The organism is Variovorax sp. YR750, from assembly GCF_900109805.1.
Lineage (GTDB): Bacteria > Pseudomonadota > Gammaproteobacteria > Burkholderiales > Burkholderiaceae_C > Variovorax > Variovorax gossypii.
The window spans coordinates 1-13808 of record NZ_FOBJ01000027.1; the positions used below are offsets into that span (position 1 = coordinate 1).

Below are 13808 nucleotides of genomic sequence, written 5' to 3' on the forward strand. Positions count from 1 at the left end.
TAGCTGTCGCCGAGGTTGCCGGTGAGCAGGCCGCCGATCCAGTGCCAGTAGCGCGTCCAGGCGGGCTGGTCGAGGCCGAGCTTGGTGGCCAGGGCGGCCACGGCCTCGGGCGAGGCGTCGGGGCCCATGAGCATCTGCGCGGCGTTGCCGGGCAGGATCTCCAGCACGAGGAAGACGATGACCGAGGCGCCGATCAGGGTGCCGATCAGCGTGGCGAAGCGCTTGACTAGAAACAGACTCATGGGGCGGGGCGCAGCATAACTGACTCCTGCAACAAGTGTGCCCCGAATGTGGCCTTTGTCATTCACCGACGGCTCGTCCGTTGGGAGCCGCGATAATCGGGGGTATGGCCCTCATGATCACCGACGAATGCATCAACTGCGATGTCTGCGAGCCCGAGTGCCCGAACGATGCGATCTACATGGGCGAGGCGTTCTACGAGATCGATCCGCACAAATGCACCGAGTGCGTAGGCCATTTCGATGAGCCGCAGTGCGTGCAGATCTGCCCGGTGGCCTGCATTCCCGTGAACCCCGAGCACGTGGAAAGCCGCGAGACGCTGATGCAGAAGTACCAGCGTCTCACGGCGATCAAGGTGACTGCCGCTGCGGCGGCATCTGCTTCGTCCGGCGCCTAGTCGGCCGACTTCCGCTTCTTTTTCTTGCGCTCCGGCGCGTCGCCGGCTGCCTTCGCGCTCTGGCCGCTGGTGAAACTCATGCTCGACTTGCGCGGCTCGCCGGCCTCCTTGCGTGCGCGGTCCCGCTCTTTCTGCTCGGCGATGGCGAGGCGCTTTTCCGCGAGCGCGGCGCTTCTCGCTTCCCGCGCGGCCCGCTGGTCGCGGTCATGGGCAGCCTTTTCCAGCGACAGGCGGTTGCGCTCCATGCGGTCGGCCTGGGTTTGCGCGTTGCGGGTGCCTGCATCGGCGGCGCGGCGGTCTTCGTTGCTGCGGCGATCGTCCACCTTCACCGTGCTGCCGCCCTCGCAGGGGCGGTCGGAATAGACGTTGCCGCATCGCCAGGTGCTCGCTCCCTGGGCGTAGGCGCCCGCGGAGCAAATGCCGAGTGCTATTGAAAACATAGCAGCTGCGGCCTTCGAAGCCGTCTTCCTGCTTTCCTCTTTCTCTTTCTTCTTTTCGCTCATCATTTTTTATTTCTCTCCCTCCCTGCACTTCAATGGCCGGCTAGGTGGCGGCAGGCGTTGTGCCCCCTTCGCCGGGCTCCCTCCGCGGCGGCTTGGGCCGGGGCGGTTTGCTCGTGTGAATGACCAGGGTCGCCTTCTCCATCTCGCCCGCCACCAGCGCGGGGATCGCGTGCAGGGTGCGGGTGATGGCGTCCTCGATCGCTTCGCGTTGTTCCTTGAGCGGCTTCTTGAGCACCCAGTTGACGACCTCCGACTTCACGCCGGGGTGCCCAATGCCGAGGCGCAGCCGCCAGTAGTCGCCGGTGCCCAGCTGGGCGTGGATGTCGCGCAGCCCGTTGTGGCCGGCATGGCTGCCGCCGAACTTGAGCTTGACCTGGCCCGGGACCACGTCGAGTTCGTCGTGCACCACGAGGATTTCCTCGGGCGCGATCTTGAAGAAGCGCGCCAAGGCGGCCACCGACTTGCCCGACAGGTTCATGAAGGTCTGCGGCTCCAGCAGCCAGATGCTCTGGCCGCCGATGCTCGTGCGCGCGGCGAGGCCGTGGTAGCTGCGCTCGGGCACGAGATTGAGCTTCCATTCGCGCGCGAGGGCGTCGATCCACCAGAAGCCGGCGTTGTGCCGCGTGGCTTCGTACTCGGGGCCCGGGTTTCCGAGGCCGACAAACAGCTTGATCATGGTCGTGGATTATCCGGTCGCCGGAAAAGCAGAAGGCCCGCACGAGGCGGGCCTTCGAGAAGCAACGAATGCGAAGAAGCGGATTACTTCTTGGCAGGTGCCTTGGCAGCGGGCGTCTTGGCCGCGGCCTTGCCACCCTTGCCGGCCGGAGCGGCGGCTGCGTCGGCAGCAGCTGCGCCTTCGGCGGGAGCTTCTTCTTCAGCAGCCGGCGTCACGGCCGAAGCCAGCACCGGGTTTGCCTTGCCGTGGCTGACCCACTTCACGCCGCGGGGCAGCTTGATGTCCTTCAGCGTGACGGTGCCGTTCTTCTTCAGACCCGACAGGTCGACTTCGATGAACTCGGGCAGGTCGGTCGGCAGGCAGTTCACTTCCAGTTCGGTCGTGACGTGGTTGACCAGGTTGTGGTCGAGCTTGACGGCTTCGGACTCTTCCTCGCCCTTGAAGTGCACGGGCACCTTCAGGGTCATGCGGGTCTTGGCGTCCACGCGCTGGAAGTCGATGTGCTGAACCAGCTGGCGGAAGGGGTGGTATTGCACGTCGCGCAGCAGAACCTTGCTGACGTTGCCGCCCAGTTCCATCTCGAGAACGCTCGAGTGGAAGGCTTCCTTCTTCAGGGCGTGCCACAGCGCGTTGTGATCGATCTCGATCAGTTGCGGCTGGGTGTCGCCACCGTAGACGATGCCGGGGGTCTTGCCCGAGATGCGGAGACGGCGGCTCGCACCCGTGCCCTGCTTTGCGCGCTCAAAAGCGACGAATTTCATAACTAGCTCCTGTGAGAGTCCACCGCGACCAGTGCGACTCCGGTTCAAAAAGGCCTCCAGCAAAGGAGGCCCGCTTCATGCCCCGGTCAGAACAGGTTGTCCTGATCCGAGAACAAACTCATCACCGACTCGCCCTTGGCAATGCGCTGGATCGTTTCGGCGATCAGCGGCGCCACGGAGAGCTGGCGGATCTTTCCGCAGGCGTTGGCGCCGTCGGAAAGGGGAATGGTGTTGGTCACGACCACTTCGTCGAGGGCCGAGCCCTGCGTGATGCGCTCGATGGCCGGGCCCGAGAAGATCGGGTGCGTGCAGTAGGCGTACACGCTCTTGGCGCCGCGTTCCTTCAGCACTTCGGCTGCTTTGACCAGCGTGCCGGCGGTGTCGATCATGTCGTCCATGATCACGCAGTTGCGGCCGTCGATCTCGCCGATCACGTTCATGACTTCGCTGACATTGGCCTTCGGGCGGCGCTTGTCGATGATGGCGAGGTCGCAGTTCAGCTGCTTGGCCAGCGCGCGGGCACGAACCACGCCGCCGACGTCGGGCGAGACCACGATCAGGTCTTCGTAGTTCTTGGCGCGCAGGTCGCCGAGCAGCACCGGCGAGGCGTAGATGTTGTCGACGGGAATGTCGAAGAAGCCCTGGATCTGGTCGGCGTGCAGGTCCATCGTGAGCACGCGCTCGACGCCGACGGTTTCCAGCAGGTTGGCCACGACCTTGGCCGAGATCGGCACGCGGCTGGAGCGCGGACGGCGGTCCTGGCGGGCGTAGCCGAAGTAGGGGATCACGGCGCTGATGCGTTCGGCCGATGCGCGCTTGAGCGCGTCGACCATGATCAGCAGTTCCATCAGGTTTTCGTTGGTCGGCGCGCAGGTCGACTGAACGACGAACACGTCGCGCGCTCGGACGTTCTGGTTGATCTCGACGGTGACTTCTCCGTCGGAGAAGCGACCGACGCGGGCAGCGCCCAGCGAAGTGCCGAGGTTGTGCGCGATTTCTGCGGCAAGGCCCGGATTGGCGTTGCCGGTGAAAACCATGAAATCAGGGTGATTAGCCTGCATGAGCGCGTCCCGGCAGTGCAAGTGGGCTTAGGAAGCCGCCAAAAGGTTCGTATGCGTGGCGGCCGGTGAGCCGCCGATTATTGCAGCGGGTGGGCTGCAAATGAAGACTGCGGCCATCGGGCCGCAGTCGTGAAGATTTGGCAGGGGAGAAAGGATTCGAACCTTTGCATGCTGGAATCAAAATCCAGTGCCTTAACCAGCTTGGCGACTCCCCTACACGGGTCGATGGTTTTCACCACCAACCGATATATGTCGCATCGAACCGAATGAACGATCCGATCTTCTTCAGGTTGCCCATCCCAAGAGCGGATGGACTTCCAAGTTGCTGCATCGGCGAACCTGCCAGCCTTCGGGGGCTTCGAGCAGTTCCGCTTCCTGCGGCGATTGCGGCAGCTTCGCGAACACCGAGCTTCCGGAGCCGGTCATCCGGGCCTTCAATCCCTGGGTGCCGAGCCATTCGATGGCTTCGGTGACCGCGGGGCAAAGTCGCTGGGCAACCGGCTGCAGGTCGTTGTGACCGAAGTCGAAAACCTGGTTTTCCAAGTTTGTCGCTTCAGACGATTCGCTGTCTGCAGCAAAGCCTGAGATTATAGCAACAGGCGTAGCGCGTTGGAGATCTGAAGCCGAAAAAATTAATCGGGTATCGAGTCCCTCGGGTGGTTTGACCACCGCGAAACGCGCGGGTGGGAGTGTAACCGGTGTGATTTGCTCCCCGATGCCTTCGACCCACGCATTGCGGCCACCGAGGAAGAAGGGCACGTCGGCGCCCAGCTTCAGGCCGATGTGGGCCAGCCGCGACAGCGGCAGGTTCAGCCCCCAAAGGCGGTTCAGCGCAAGCAGGCAGGTGGCGGCATCCGACGAGCCTCCGCCCATGCCCGCCTGTGCCGGCACATGCTTGGCGACGCCGATGTGCGCGCCCTGCCCGGGCGCCGCGAATGGCTGCAGGGCGCGTGCGGCGCGCAGGATCAGGTCGTCCGCGGGCAGTTCAGTCGTCAGGTCTTCGCGGCTCAGCTGGCCGTCGCGCCGCAGTTCGACGTGCAGCGTGTCGCACCAGTCGATCAGCATGAAGACCGACTGCAACAGGTGGTAGCCGTCGTCGCGCCGGCCGGTGATGTGAAGGAAGAGATTGAGCTTGGCCGGCGCGGGAAGGTCGTAGATCGCCTTCATGACCGCTCGAACACGATGCGCAGGTCGGCCCGCGGGCTCGGCGATTCGCGCACGGCATTCAGCCGCCCGGAGCCGAGTTGCGCAAGATCGGGCTTCCAGCCGGGCACGGGCTCGTTGCGGCCGGCCAGCCAGCCGAACAGGGCGCCGACCGGAATGGCCGCGCCGGTGGCCGCCTCGATCAGCTCGTCGACGGAGTCGAAGCGCCGGGTCTTGCTGCCGTCCTTCAAGAGAGCCTCGCCCGGCGCCCAGTGCAACTGGGCGAGGGTGCTGCCGATGGGCGTCGTGAGCGTGAGGTCGCCGGCCTCGGCAGACCCGCGCAGTTCGAACAGCGCGGCGAAGGTCTGGACCGGCTCGCTCTCGATGCGCAGCGACATGCGGCCGCTCCAGCTCTCCGAGGGCTTCGGCACGGCAGAGCCGCCGGACAGCTGTGCGCATCCGGCGGCCAGCAGTGCCGCCGCACCGCCCGCCGCCAGAAATGCGCGACGGCCATGGCGGCCGGCCTGCATCGGCGCGAGTGCTCCTGCCTGCGCCATGTCAGGGCTTCACTCGCAGGCGCTTCAGTGTTTCCTGCAGCGTTTCGTTCTCGGCGTCGCTCAGCAGGGCTTCCTTCCAGATCGTGACCGCGCGGTCCTTCTGGCCGGAGGTCCACAGGACTTCGCCGAAGTGCGCGCCGATCTCGGGATCGGGCCGGGTCTTGTAGGCCGCCTCGAGGATGCGGATGGCCTCGGCCGTGTTGCCGAGCCGGAACTCGACCCAGCCCAGGCTGTCGGCGATGAACGGATCTTCCGGCGCCAGCTGCACCGCCTTCTGGATCAGCGTGCGTGCCTCCTCGAGCCGGATCTTGCGATCGGCCAGCGAGTAGCCCAGCGCGTTGTATGCGTTCTGGTTGTCGGGCTTGAGCTCGATGAGGCGGCGCAGCAGGCGCTCCATGTCGTCGAGGCGATTGAGCTTCTCGGCGATCATGGCCTGGTCGTACACCAGGTCGCCATCGTCCGGCGACGCTGCCGAGGCCTGAGCGAGCATGTCGTAGGCCGCCTGGTACTGCTTCGCGTCGCGCAGCAGTTGCACTTCGGCAAGGAACTTCTGCTTCTTGTCGTCGGCCGTGCGCTCGGGCAGGCCGCGGATGATCTCGCGGGCCTGGGGCAGCTTGCCCTGGCGCGCCAGCAGGGTCGCGCGGCGGGTCTGCGCGGCCACCACCTCGTCGGCGCCGTCGACGCGCGAGAGCCAGCGTTCGGCCGCCGCATAGTCCTTGCGCCGCTCGGCCAGTTGCGACAGCGCGAAGTACGCCTGCGACACGCCGCGCTTGCGGTCGGCCGCATCGTCGGCATCCTTGCTGTTGCCGCTCTTCGAACCGGCCGACAGCTCGATGAAGCGCTTGATCGAAGCCTCGGCCGCGGCGTCCTGCCGGGCCTGCATCTGCAGGCTGCCCAGCAGCAGCCACGGTTCCGCGAGCTCGGGGCGCGAAGTGGTCAGCGCCTGGAGCTGCGCGGAGGCGTCGCTGTAGCGGCGGTTCTCGACCAGCACGCGCGCATAGGCGACCCGCAGGTCGGGCGAGGCCTTCGGGTTGTTGTTCAGGAAGCGCGTGACGATCGGTTCGGCCAGCGGCTGGCCGGGGTCGATCATCTCGAGTGCCAGAGCGGCGGGTGCGTCGGAGGCCGGGTCGATCTCCTGGCCCTTGCGCGCGGCTTCCAGCGCACCGGAAGCATCGCCCGCGTTGAGACGCAGCCTGCCGACGGTGGCCCAGGCCAGCCCGCCGGTGGTGGGGCTCTTCAGCTCGTCGACCAGCGCCTGTTCGACCACCGAGGCGGCCAGCTTCTTGTCGGATGCGCGCGAGTAGTTGCGCGCGATCACGGCCATCAGCAGCGGACGCTCGATCTGTGAGGTGGCCGCCACCTCGGCGCGCAGCGGCTCGACGGTTTCGCTGATGCGGTTCAGCGCGATCAGGATCTGCAGCTCGATGCGTCGCGCGTCGCGCGAATTCGGCAGGGTTTCCTGCCAGGCCCGTGCCGCGGCAAGCGCCGCGTCGCCGGAGCGCGACTGAAGCGCGATCTCGACCGCGCGCTGGAACAGCTTGCCGTCGCGCAGCCGCCGTGCGGCGTCGAGCACCAACGCATAGCCGGAGCCGGGATCGCCCGAACGGGCCGTCATCTCGCCCATCAGGATCTCGTAGAACAGGTCGGCCGTCAGCGCTGACTGCAGCGGCGCGGGTTCGGCGGCCGCCTTGGCCGGAGCCGGTCGAGGCCTGACCACGGGCTTCGACGGAGCCGGCCGTTCAATGACGGGAGCGGGGCTGGTGGGGGCTGCGGGATCGGGGGATTGCGCCTGGACGGCGCAGGCCAGCAAGGCGAGAGACGCGGCCGCCGCAAGGCGGTGTCGGCGGGGCGAAAGATTCATCTGACCATAATAATCCAGCCTTTTGTACGAGCATCGCGTGGGGCTTCGTTGCCGCTGGCGTTTGCCGAAGATTTACTTTTTCATGCCCGAGCTACCCGAAGTCGAAGTCACCCGCCGTGGGTTTGCCGACCGCATCGCAGGCGGGCGCATCGAAGCGGTGCGCATCGGCAAGCCCCTGCGCTGGGCACTGATGGTGCTGCCCGAGGCGCTGGTCGGACGGCAGGTGCGCGAGGTGCGCCGGCGCGGCAAGTACCTGCTGATCGATCTCGACCGCGGCATCCTTCTGCTGCACCTGGGCATGTCGGGCAGCCTGCGCTTCGATGCAACGCTGCCGCCGCCTGGCCCGCACGATCACTTCGATCTTGTTACCAACCGCGGCACCCTCAGGCTCAACGACCCGCGCCGCTTCGGTGCAGTTGTTTACGTGGAAGACGAGTCCGCGCCTTGGGCGATAAAGCTGCTGGGCGGCCTTGGCATGGAGCCGCTGGACGAGGGTTTCGACCTCGACGCCTTCCATGCCGGCCTCCGGAAGCGCAAGACCGCCGTCAAGCAGGTGCTGCTGGCGGGCGACGTGGTGGTGGGCGTGGGCAACATCTACGCGTCGGAAGCGTTGTTCCAGGCGGGTATCCGGCCGACGCTGTCGGCGGCGCGCATCAGCCGTCCACGAGCCGCCAAGCTTCATGCGGCGGTGCGCGAGATCCTGGCGCGGGCGGTGGAGAAGGGCGGCAGCACGCTGCGCGATTTCTCCAATGTGGACGGACAGAATGGCTATTTCCAGCTCGAAGCGACTGTCTACGGCCGGGCCGGCGAGCCCTGTCGGGTTTGCGCAACGCCGATCCGGCTGCTGCGCCAGGGGCAGCGCTCCACCTATTACTGCCCCAACTGCCAGAAGTAGGCGCAGGCTCGCAAGATGGAAACAGCAAAATAGAAACAATCTAGAAACGGTGGCGGCACGCCCGCCGATGTATATTTGTAAATTGTTTCTTACATATTCCCCTTGAGCCGCTCTTTCAACCAACAACTCGATCAGCACGGTGCGTGGCGAAGCAATTTCGCCCACCGGCTGCAGTGGCTGTCCCGCTGGCTGACCGAGAACGAGCTGCTCGACCAGGCAGTGGCTGAGCGCCTGCGCGGGCTCGAGACGCAGATCCGCACCAGCAAGGTCATGGTCGCCTTCGTGGCCGAGTTCTCGCGTGGCAAGTCGGAGCTGATCAACGCCATCTTCTTCGCCGGCTACGGGCGGCGCATCATGCCCGCGAGCGCCGGCCGCACCACGATGTGCCCGACCGAGCTGGGCTACGACGCCGCGCATGCGCCCAAGCTGCGGCTGCTGCCCATCGAGACCCGGCTGGAGCCTCATTCGCTGGCCCATTGGCGCGACAAGCCCACGCGCTGGACCGAGATCGCCATCGACGTCGGCAACGCCGAGCAGTTGGCGCAGGCGATGGGCAAGGTGGCCGAGGTGCGCTGGGTGAGCAAGGACGAGGCCCGCACGCTGGGCTTCTGGAACGACGACACGCCCGACGACAACCCGGTGCAGGACGCCGAAGGCCGCGTGGAAATTCCGCGCTGGCGCCACGCGGTGCTGAACATGCCGCACCCGCTGCTGGAGCAGGGGCTGGTGATCCTCGACACGCCGGGTCTGAACGCGATCGGCGCCGAACCCGAACTCACCGTGAGCCTGATCCCGCAGGCGCACGCGGTGGTCTTCATCCTGGGCGCCGAAACCGGCGTGACGCGCTCCGACCTCTCCATCTGGCGCGAGCACCTGATCACCGAGGACGAAGGCAACGACACGCGCTTCGTGGTGCTCAACAAGATCGACACCATGTGGGACACGCTCAGCACGCCCGCGCAGATCGAGCAGCAGATCGAGCGCCAGCGCGAAGGCGCGGCCCGCCTGCTCGAAGTGCCGCTGGCGCAGGTGCTGCCCGTGTCCGCGCAGAAGGGCCTGCAGGCCAAGATCCAGCACGACGGCCAGCTGCTGCAGGCCAGCCGCCTGCCGGCGCTCGAATCGCTGCTCGCCGAAGGCGTGCTCGGCAAGCGCGAGACCATGCTGCGGCTCGCGGTGGATGCGGGCATGACCGCGCTGCGCGCCGAGGCCGAGCGCATTCTGAAAGTGCGCCAGCGCGACCTGGCCGAGCAGGCGCTCGAGCTGCAGGGGCTGCGCGGCAAGAACGTCTCGGTGATCCGCCACATGCGCGCGCGCATCGACCAGGAGCATGCCGAGTTCGAGGGCAGCAACACGCGCATCCTGGCGCTGCGCTCGGTGCAGGGCAAGCTGCTGCGCGAGGTGTATGCCGTGCTCGGCCGCACCGCGCTGAAAGCCGACATGGTGAAGCTTTCGGCCGCGCTCAAGCGCCCCGGCGTCAAGTTCAACGTGCGCAAGGTGTACGCCGAGACATTCGACTCGCTGCGCAACAACCTGCGCGAGGTGCAGGCGACCACGGCAGAGATCCAGTCGATGCTGCATGCCACCTTCCGCCAGCTCAACGCCGAGCAGGGCTTCACTTTGCAGGCGCCGGCCGAGCCCGACCTCACGGGCTTCGAGCAGGAGCTGGCGCAGATCGAACGCAGTCACATCCACTACCTGGGCGTGGGCAACCTGCTGAAGCTCGCGCAGGCCGACTTCTGCGACAAGCTGGTCCGCGCGCTCGCCAGCCGGCTGCGGCTGGTCAACGAGGCCGCCATGACCGAGGTCGAGCGCTGGAGCAAGGGCGCGAGCGCGCAGATCGATGCGCAACTCAAGGAACGCCGTCGCAACTTCAGCAAGCGCATCGAGGCGATCGAGCGCATCCAGAGCGCGGCGGGCAACCTCGACGAGCGACTGGTCGAGCTCGCCGCGCAGGAAAGCAATCTCTCCGAGCTTCATGTGCAGCTGCGCGAGTTCACTTCGCTGATCGCGCAGCACGGAAGGCCGCAGCCCGCGGCCACCATCGGCGAACTGCGTGCGGCCTGAAGATTCCGCCTCCAAGGCGGCGACTGCAACCCTGTCATTGCCCCCGGATTTCGCAGCTCGGATCGTGAGCTGGCAGCGCAGCCACGGGCGCAGCCAGCTGCCGTGGCAGAACACGCGCGACCCGTATCGCGTGTGGCTGTCGGAAGTGATGCTGCAGCAGACGCAGGTGTCGACCGTGCTGGGCTACTTCGCGCGCTTTCTCGAACGCTTTCCCGACGTGAAGGCACTGGCCGCCGGCACCGAGGACGAGGTGTTCGGGCTCTGGAGCGGGCTGGGCTACTACAGCCGGGCGCGCAACATGCATCGCTGCGCGCAGGAAGTTGTCGCGCGATTCGGCGGCGAGTTTCCGCGTACCGCGGCTGAACTCGTCACCCTGCCGGGCATCGGTCGATCGACCTCGGCTGCCATCGCAGCCTTTTGCTTCGGCGAGCGCGTGGCGATCCTCGACGGCAACGTGAAGCGTGTGCTGACGCGCGTGCTCGGCTTCGCTGGCGACATGTCTTCCGCGGCGCAGGAGCGCGCGCTGTGGGACCTGGCGACGCAACTGCTTCCGCCCGCGAAGGAAAAGGAGGCCATCGCGTCCTACACACAGGGCGTGATGGACATGGGCGCCACGGTGTGCCTGCCGCGCAAGCCGAGCTGCATGATCTGCCCGGTGCAGAAGAGCTGCGCGGCCCTGCGTGAAGGCGCGCCGGAGCGCTACCCGGTCAAGACGCGCAAGCTCAAGCGCAGTGCGCAGTCGCTCTGGGTGCTGCTGGCGCGCGACGCACAAGGCCGCGTGTGGCTGGAGAAGCGGCCGTCGAAGGGCATCTGGGCCGGGCTCTACTGCCTGCCGGTGTTCGACAGCCGCGAGGAGCTTCTTGCGGCGCTGCCCTCGGCCGCGCGGCGCGGCGTTCATGAGCTGCCGGCCTTCGTGCACGTGCTGACCCACAAGGACCTGCACCTGCATCCGATACAGGTCGACGGCGGCCAGCCGCAGGGCGAGGGCGCGCGCTGGGTCGGAGCGGAAGAATGGAGCCGGCTGGGTCTGCCGGCGCCGATGCGCAAGCTGCTGGAGGGCGGCGAGGCCTAGCCAGCTCGCGCCCAGTCGATCAAATCGCGTCGAGTTCGCGGTGGCGCTTGAGCGCACCCCAGCGGGCGCCGAACGAGCGCGCCAGTTGCTCGACCAGGAACACCGAGCGGTGCTGTCCGCCCGTGCACCCGATGGCCACCGTCACGTAGCTGCGATGGTCGCGCGCCAGCGCGTCGAGCCAGTGCGTCAGGAACTGCTCGATGTCGTCGTACATGCGCGCCACGTCGTCGTGCTCGCGCAGCCATTCGATCACCGGCTCGTCGCGGCCCGTGAGCGGGCGCAGCGCGGGCACGTAGTGCGGGTTGGGCAGCATGCGCACGTCGAACACGTAGTCGGCGTCCAGCGGCACGCCGCGCTTGAAGGCGAAGGACTCGAACACCAGCGTCAGCGCGCTCTGCGGCGCCGAGATCAGCGACTTGATGTAGCTCTGCAGCTGCGCCGGGCGGATCAGGCTGGTGTCGATCACGTCGGCGCCGTCGCGCAGGTCGGCCAGCAGCTCGCGCTCGAGCTCGATGGCCTGGGTCAGCACGCGGTGCTGCTCGGGCGCGTCGGTGCGGCCTTCCTGGCGCGAGAGCGGATGGCGGCGGCGGGTTTCGGAGTAGCGGCGCAGCAAGGCGTCGGTGGTCGCGTCTAGGAACAGCGAGCGCAGCGAGATCCCGCCGTCACGGCGCAGCGCCTCGAGCTGCTGCGGAACGATGGGCAGCGAGACGCCGCTGCGCACGTCCATGGCAATGGCGACCCGCGTGGCCTGCTGCTCGTGCTGCAGCGCGATGAACGAGGTCAGCAGCTCGGGCGGCAGGTTGTCGACGCAGTAGTAGCCCGCGTCTTCCAGCGCATGCAAGGCCACCGACTTGCCGGAACCCGACATGCCCGTGATGAGCACGAGATCGAGGGTCATTGCAGGGCTGCCGAAGTCTTGTGGCCGAGCATTTCGCGCGCGTGGGCGAGCGAGGTCTGCGAGACCTTCTCGCCGCCAAGCATGCGAGCGATTTCCCTGGCGCGGCTGTCGTCGTCGAGGCGCGACACGCCGCTCTCGGTGCGCGGGCCGTCGCTGCCGGTTGCGGCTGTCTGGCGCTTGGCCACCACGAGGTGGTGGTCGGCACAGGCGGCCACCTGGGGCAGGTGGGTCACGGCGAGCACCTGGCGGTCGCGGCCGAGCTGCTTCATCAGGCGGCCGACGGTCTCCGCGACCGCCCCGCCAACGCCGGAGTCGACCTCGTCGAAGATCAGCGTCTGCGCTGCTCCGAGCTGGCTGGTAGTGACGGCGATGGCCAGTGCGATGCGCGACAGTTCGCCGCCCGAAGCCACCTTGCCGATGGCCCGGGGCGTGCTGCCGGTGTGCCCGGCCACGAGAAAGGCGACGTCCTCGAGGCCTGCGCGGCTGGGCTGTGCCAGCGGCTGAAGTTCGACTTCGAAGCGCCCGCCCTGCATGCCCAGGCCCTGCATCGCGTCGGTGACGGCCTGGCCGAGGCGCGGCGCGGCTTGCTTGCGGGCCTTGCCCAGCGCCTTGGCTTCCTTCATGTAGGCCTGCTGCGCGGCCTGCTCGGCGCGTTCCAGGCCTTCGAGATCGCTCTGTGCGTCGAGCGCCTGCAGCTCGGCCTGCCAGCCGGCCAGCAGTGCCGGCAGCTCGGCTGGCGGGCGCTTGTAGCGGCGCGCGAGCGACATCCACAGGCCCATGCGCTCGTCGAGTTCGGCGAGGCTTTGCGGGTCGGTGTCGGCATCGCGAAGGTAGCCGTGCAGCGTGTGCGCCGCGTCGGAGGCCTGCGCCACGCAGGAGGCGAGCACCTCGCCCAGTGCGCGGAACTCGGGCTCGATGTGCTCGCAGTTCTGCAGCAGCGTGGCCGCGCGCTGAAGCGCGGAGAGGGCGCCGTTGTCGTCGTCTTCGAGCGCCTGGCTGGCGCCCTGGGCCGCGTCGATCAGCGCCTGCGCGTTCGAGATGCGCGAGTGGTTGGTGGAGAGCTCCTCCCACTCGTCGGCACCCGGCGCGAGCTTGGCGACTTCGGAGATCTGCCATTGCAGCCGCTCGCGTTCGCGCTGCAGCGAGTCTTGCGCCGAGCGCGCGTGCTCGAGCGCGGAAAGCGCCTGCCGCCAGGCTTGCCATGCGGCGTCGAGCGCGTCGGTGCGCACGCCGGCGTAGGCATCGAGCAGGCCGCGCACCGCCTCGGGCCGCGTCAGGCTCTGCCAGGCGTGCTGGCCGTGAATGTCGAGCAGGCGGTCGCCGAGTTCGCGCAGCTGCGTGGCGGTGGCGGGGCTGCCGTTGATCCAGCCGCGGCTGCGGCCCTGCAGGTCGACGGTGCGGCGCAGCAGCAGCGCGTCACCGGCTTCAAAGCCGCCTTCGTCGAGCCAGCTGCCGAGGGTCGGATCGGCATCGAACTCGGCGCTCACGTCGAGCCGCTCGGCGCCTTCGCGCACCGCGCCGGCATCGGCGCGATTGCCCAGCGCCAGCTGCAGCGCGTCGATCAGGATGGATTTGCCCGCGCCGGTTTCGCCGGTCAAGACCGTGAAGCCGCCGGACAGGTCGAGTTCGAGTGATCGCACGATCACGAAGTCGCGCAGTGCGATGCGTCGCAGCGCCATT

General features: G+C 67.4%; 13 protein-coding genes, 1 tRNA gene and 1 pseudogene. 4 read left to right on the top strand and 11 right to left on the bottom strand.

Annotation, left to right across the window (positions count from 1 at the left end; translation table 11 throughout):
• A pseudogene (locus tag BMY35_RS35940) lies at positions 1-242 on the bottom strand (ABC transporter permease); the annotation flags it as partial.
• Positions 243-346: 104 nt separating this feature from the next.
• Here BMY35_RS35940 and BMY35_RS35945 point away from each other — a divergent pair.
• A complete protein-coding gene (locus BMY35_RS35945; RefSeq protein ID WP_093209695.1) occupies positions 347-637 on the top strand; it encodes a YfhL family 4Fe-4S dicluster ferredoxin in 291 nt (96 codons plus the stop codon).
• Here the strand turns inward: BMY35_RS35945 and BMY35_RS35950 are convergent.
• The 8 genes from BMY35_RS35950 to BMY35_RS35985 form a co-directional block, all read right to left on the bottom strand.
• On the bottom strand, positions 634-1140 hold the full coding sequence (locus BMY35_RS35950; protein ID WP_093209761.1) for a hypothetical protein: 507 nt from the start codon (positions 1138-1140) through the stop codon (positions 634-636). The genes BMY35_RS35945 and BMY35_RS35950 overlap by 4 nt on opposite strands.
• A 40-nt stretch (positions 1141-1180) precedes the next feature.
• Entirely contained in the window at positions 1181-1816 is a 636-nt protein-coding gene (gene pth, locus BMY35_RS35955) for an aminoacyl-tRNA hydrolase (RefSeq protein ID WP_093209697.1), read from the bottom strand.
• 83 nt (positions 1817-1899) lie between these two features.
• Positions 1900-2577: a 50S ribosomal protein L25/general stress protein Ctc gene (locus tag BMY35_RS35960; RefSeq protein WP_093209698.1), complete on the bottom strand. Its 678-nt coding sequence runs from the start codon at positions 2575-2577 to the stop codon at positions 1900-1902.
• A gap of 86 nt (positions 2578-2663) precedes the next feature.
• Positions 2664-3638, bottom strand: a complete 975-nt coding sequence (locus BMY35_RS35965) for a ribose-phosphate pyrophosphokinase (RefSeq protein WP_081269883.1) — start codon at positions 3636-3638, stop codon at positions 2664-2666.
• A gap of 138 nt (positions 3639-3776) precedes the next feature.
• A tRNA-Gln gene (locus BMY35_RS35970) sits at positions 3777-3853 on the bottom strand.
• 70 nt (positions 3854-3923) lie between these two features.
• Positions 3924-4805 carry a 4-(cytidine 5'-diphospho)-2-C-methyl-D-erythritol kinase gene (gene ispE, locus BMY35_RS35975; RefSeq protein WP_093209700.1) on the bottom strand — a complete coding sequence of 294 codons (882 nt, stop codon included), beginning with the start codon at positions 4803-4805 and terminating at the stop codon, positions 3924-3926.
• Positions 4802-5338, bottom strand: coding sequence for a lipoprotein insertase outer membrane protein LolB (locus BMY35_RS35980; protein WP_093209702.1), 537 nt, complete (start codon positions 5336-5338; stop codon positions 4802-4804). Before BMY35_RS35980 ends, ispE begins: the two co-directional genes overlap by 4 nt.
• A gap of 1 nt (position 5339) precedes the next feature.
• A complete protein-coding gene (locus BMY35_RS35985) occupies positions 5340-7199 on the bottom strand; it encodes a tetratricopeptide repeat protein (protein ID WP_093209703.1) in 1860 nt (619 codons plus the stop codon).
• 82 nt (positions 7200-7281) lie between these two features.
• Here BMY35_RS35985 and mutM point away from each other — a divergent pair, with 82 nt between their 5' ends.
• The 3 genes from mutM to mutY all read left to right on the top strand — a co-directional run bounded on the left by mutM (position 7282) and on the right by mutY (position 11230).
• Positions 7282-8094 (top strand): bifunctional DNA-formamidopyrimidine glycosylase/DNA-(apurinic or apyrimidinic site) lyase, encoded by an 813-nt coding sequence (gene mutM, locus BMY35_RS35990; protein WP_093209762.1) that lies wholly within the window; start codon positions 7282-7284, stop codon positions 8092-8094.
• 102 nt (positions 8095-8196) lie between these two features.
• Positions 8197-10158 (top strand): dynamin family protein, encoded by a 1962-nt coding sequence (locus BMY35_RS35995; protein WP_093209705.1) that lies wholly within the window; start codon positions 8197-8199, stop codon positions 10156-10158.
• Between the two features lie 37 nt (positions 10159-10195).
• Positions 10196-11230, top strand: a complete 1035-nt coding sequence (gene mutY, locus BMY35_RS36000) for an A/G-specific adenine glycosylase (RefSeq protein WP_093209706.1) — start codon at positions 10196-10198, stop codon at positions 11228-11230.
• 19 nt (positions 11231-11249) lie between these two features.
• On the opposite strand, the gene rapZ is transcribed toward mutY, so the two are convergent.
• Together rapZ and recN are read right to left on the bottom strand one after the other, a co-directional pair.
• Positions 11250-12128: an RNase adapter RapZ gene (gene rapZ, locus BMY35_RS36005; protein WP_093209708.1), complete on the bottom strand. Its 879-nt coding sequence runs from the start codon at positions 12126-12128 to the stop codon at positions 11250-11252.
• Positions 12125-13807, bottom strand: coding sequence for a DNA repair protein RecN (gene recN, locus BMY35_RS36010; protein WP_093209709.1), 1683 nt, complete (start codon positions 13805-13807; stop codon positions 12125-12127). The genes rapZ and recN overlap by 4 nt, the downstream gene beginning before the upstream one ends.
• Between the last annotated feature and the right edge of the window lies 1 nt (position 13808).

Excerpts from the sequence above, each read along its gene's own strand:
- ispE (WP_093209700.1), bottom strand. The coding sequence starts at position 4,805 with ATGAAGGCGATCTACGACCTTCCCGCGCCGGCCAAGCTCAATCTCTTC.
- rapZ (WP_093209708.1), bottom strand. The coding sequence starts at position 12,128 with ATGACCCTCGATCTCGTGCTCATCACGGGCATGTCGGGTTCCGGCAAG.
- BMY35_RS35980 (WP_093209702.1), bottom strand. The coding sequence starts at position 5,338 with ATGGCGCAGGCAGGAGCACTCGCGCCGATGCAGGCCGGCCGCCATGGC.
- BMY35_RS35960 (WP_093209698.1), bottom strand. The coding sequence starts at position 2,577 with ATGAAATTCGTCGCTTTTGAGCGCGCAAAGCAGGGCACGGGTGCGAGC.
- BMY35_RS35945 (WP_093209695.1), top strand. The coding sequence starts at position 347 with ATGGCCCTCATGATCACCGACGAATGCATCAACTGCGATGTCTGCGAG.
- recN (WP_093209709.1), bottom strand. The coding sequence starts at position 13,807 with ATGGCGCTGCGACGCATCGCACTGCGCGACTTCGTGATCGTGCGATCA.
- BMY35_RS35985 (WP_093209703.1), bottom strand. The coding sequence starts at position 7,199 with ATGAATCTTTCGCCCCGCCGACACCGCCTTGCGGCGGCCGCGTCTCTC.
- BMY35_RS35965 (WP_081269883.1), bottom strand. The coding sequence starts at position 3,638 with ATGCAGGCTAATCACCCTGATTTCATGGTTTTCACCGGCAACGCCAAT.
- mutM (WP_093209762.1), top strand. The coding sequence starts at position 7,282 with ATGCCCGAGCTACCCGAAGTCGAAGTCACCCGCCGTGGGTTTGCCGAC.
- pth (WP_093209697.1), bottom strand. The coding sequence starts at position 1,816 with ATGATCAAGCTGTTTGTCGGCCTCGGAAACCCGGGCCCCGAGTACGAA.
- BMY35_RS35950 (WP_093209761.1), bottom strand. The coding sequence starts at position 1,140 with ATGAGCGAAAAGAAGAAAGAGAAAGAGGAAAGCAGGAAGACGGCTTCG.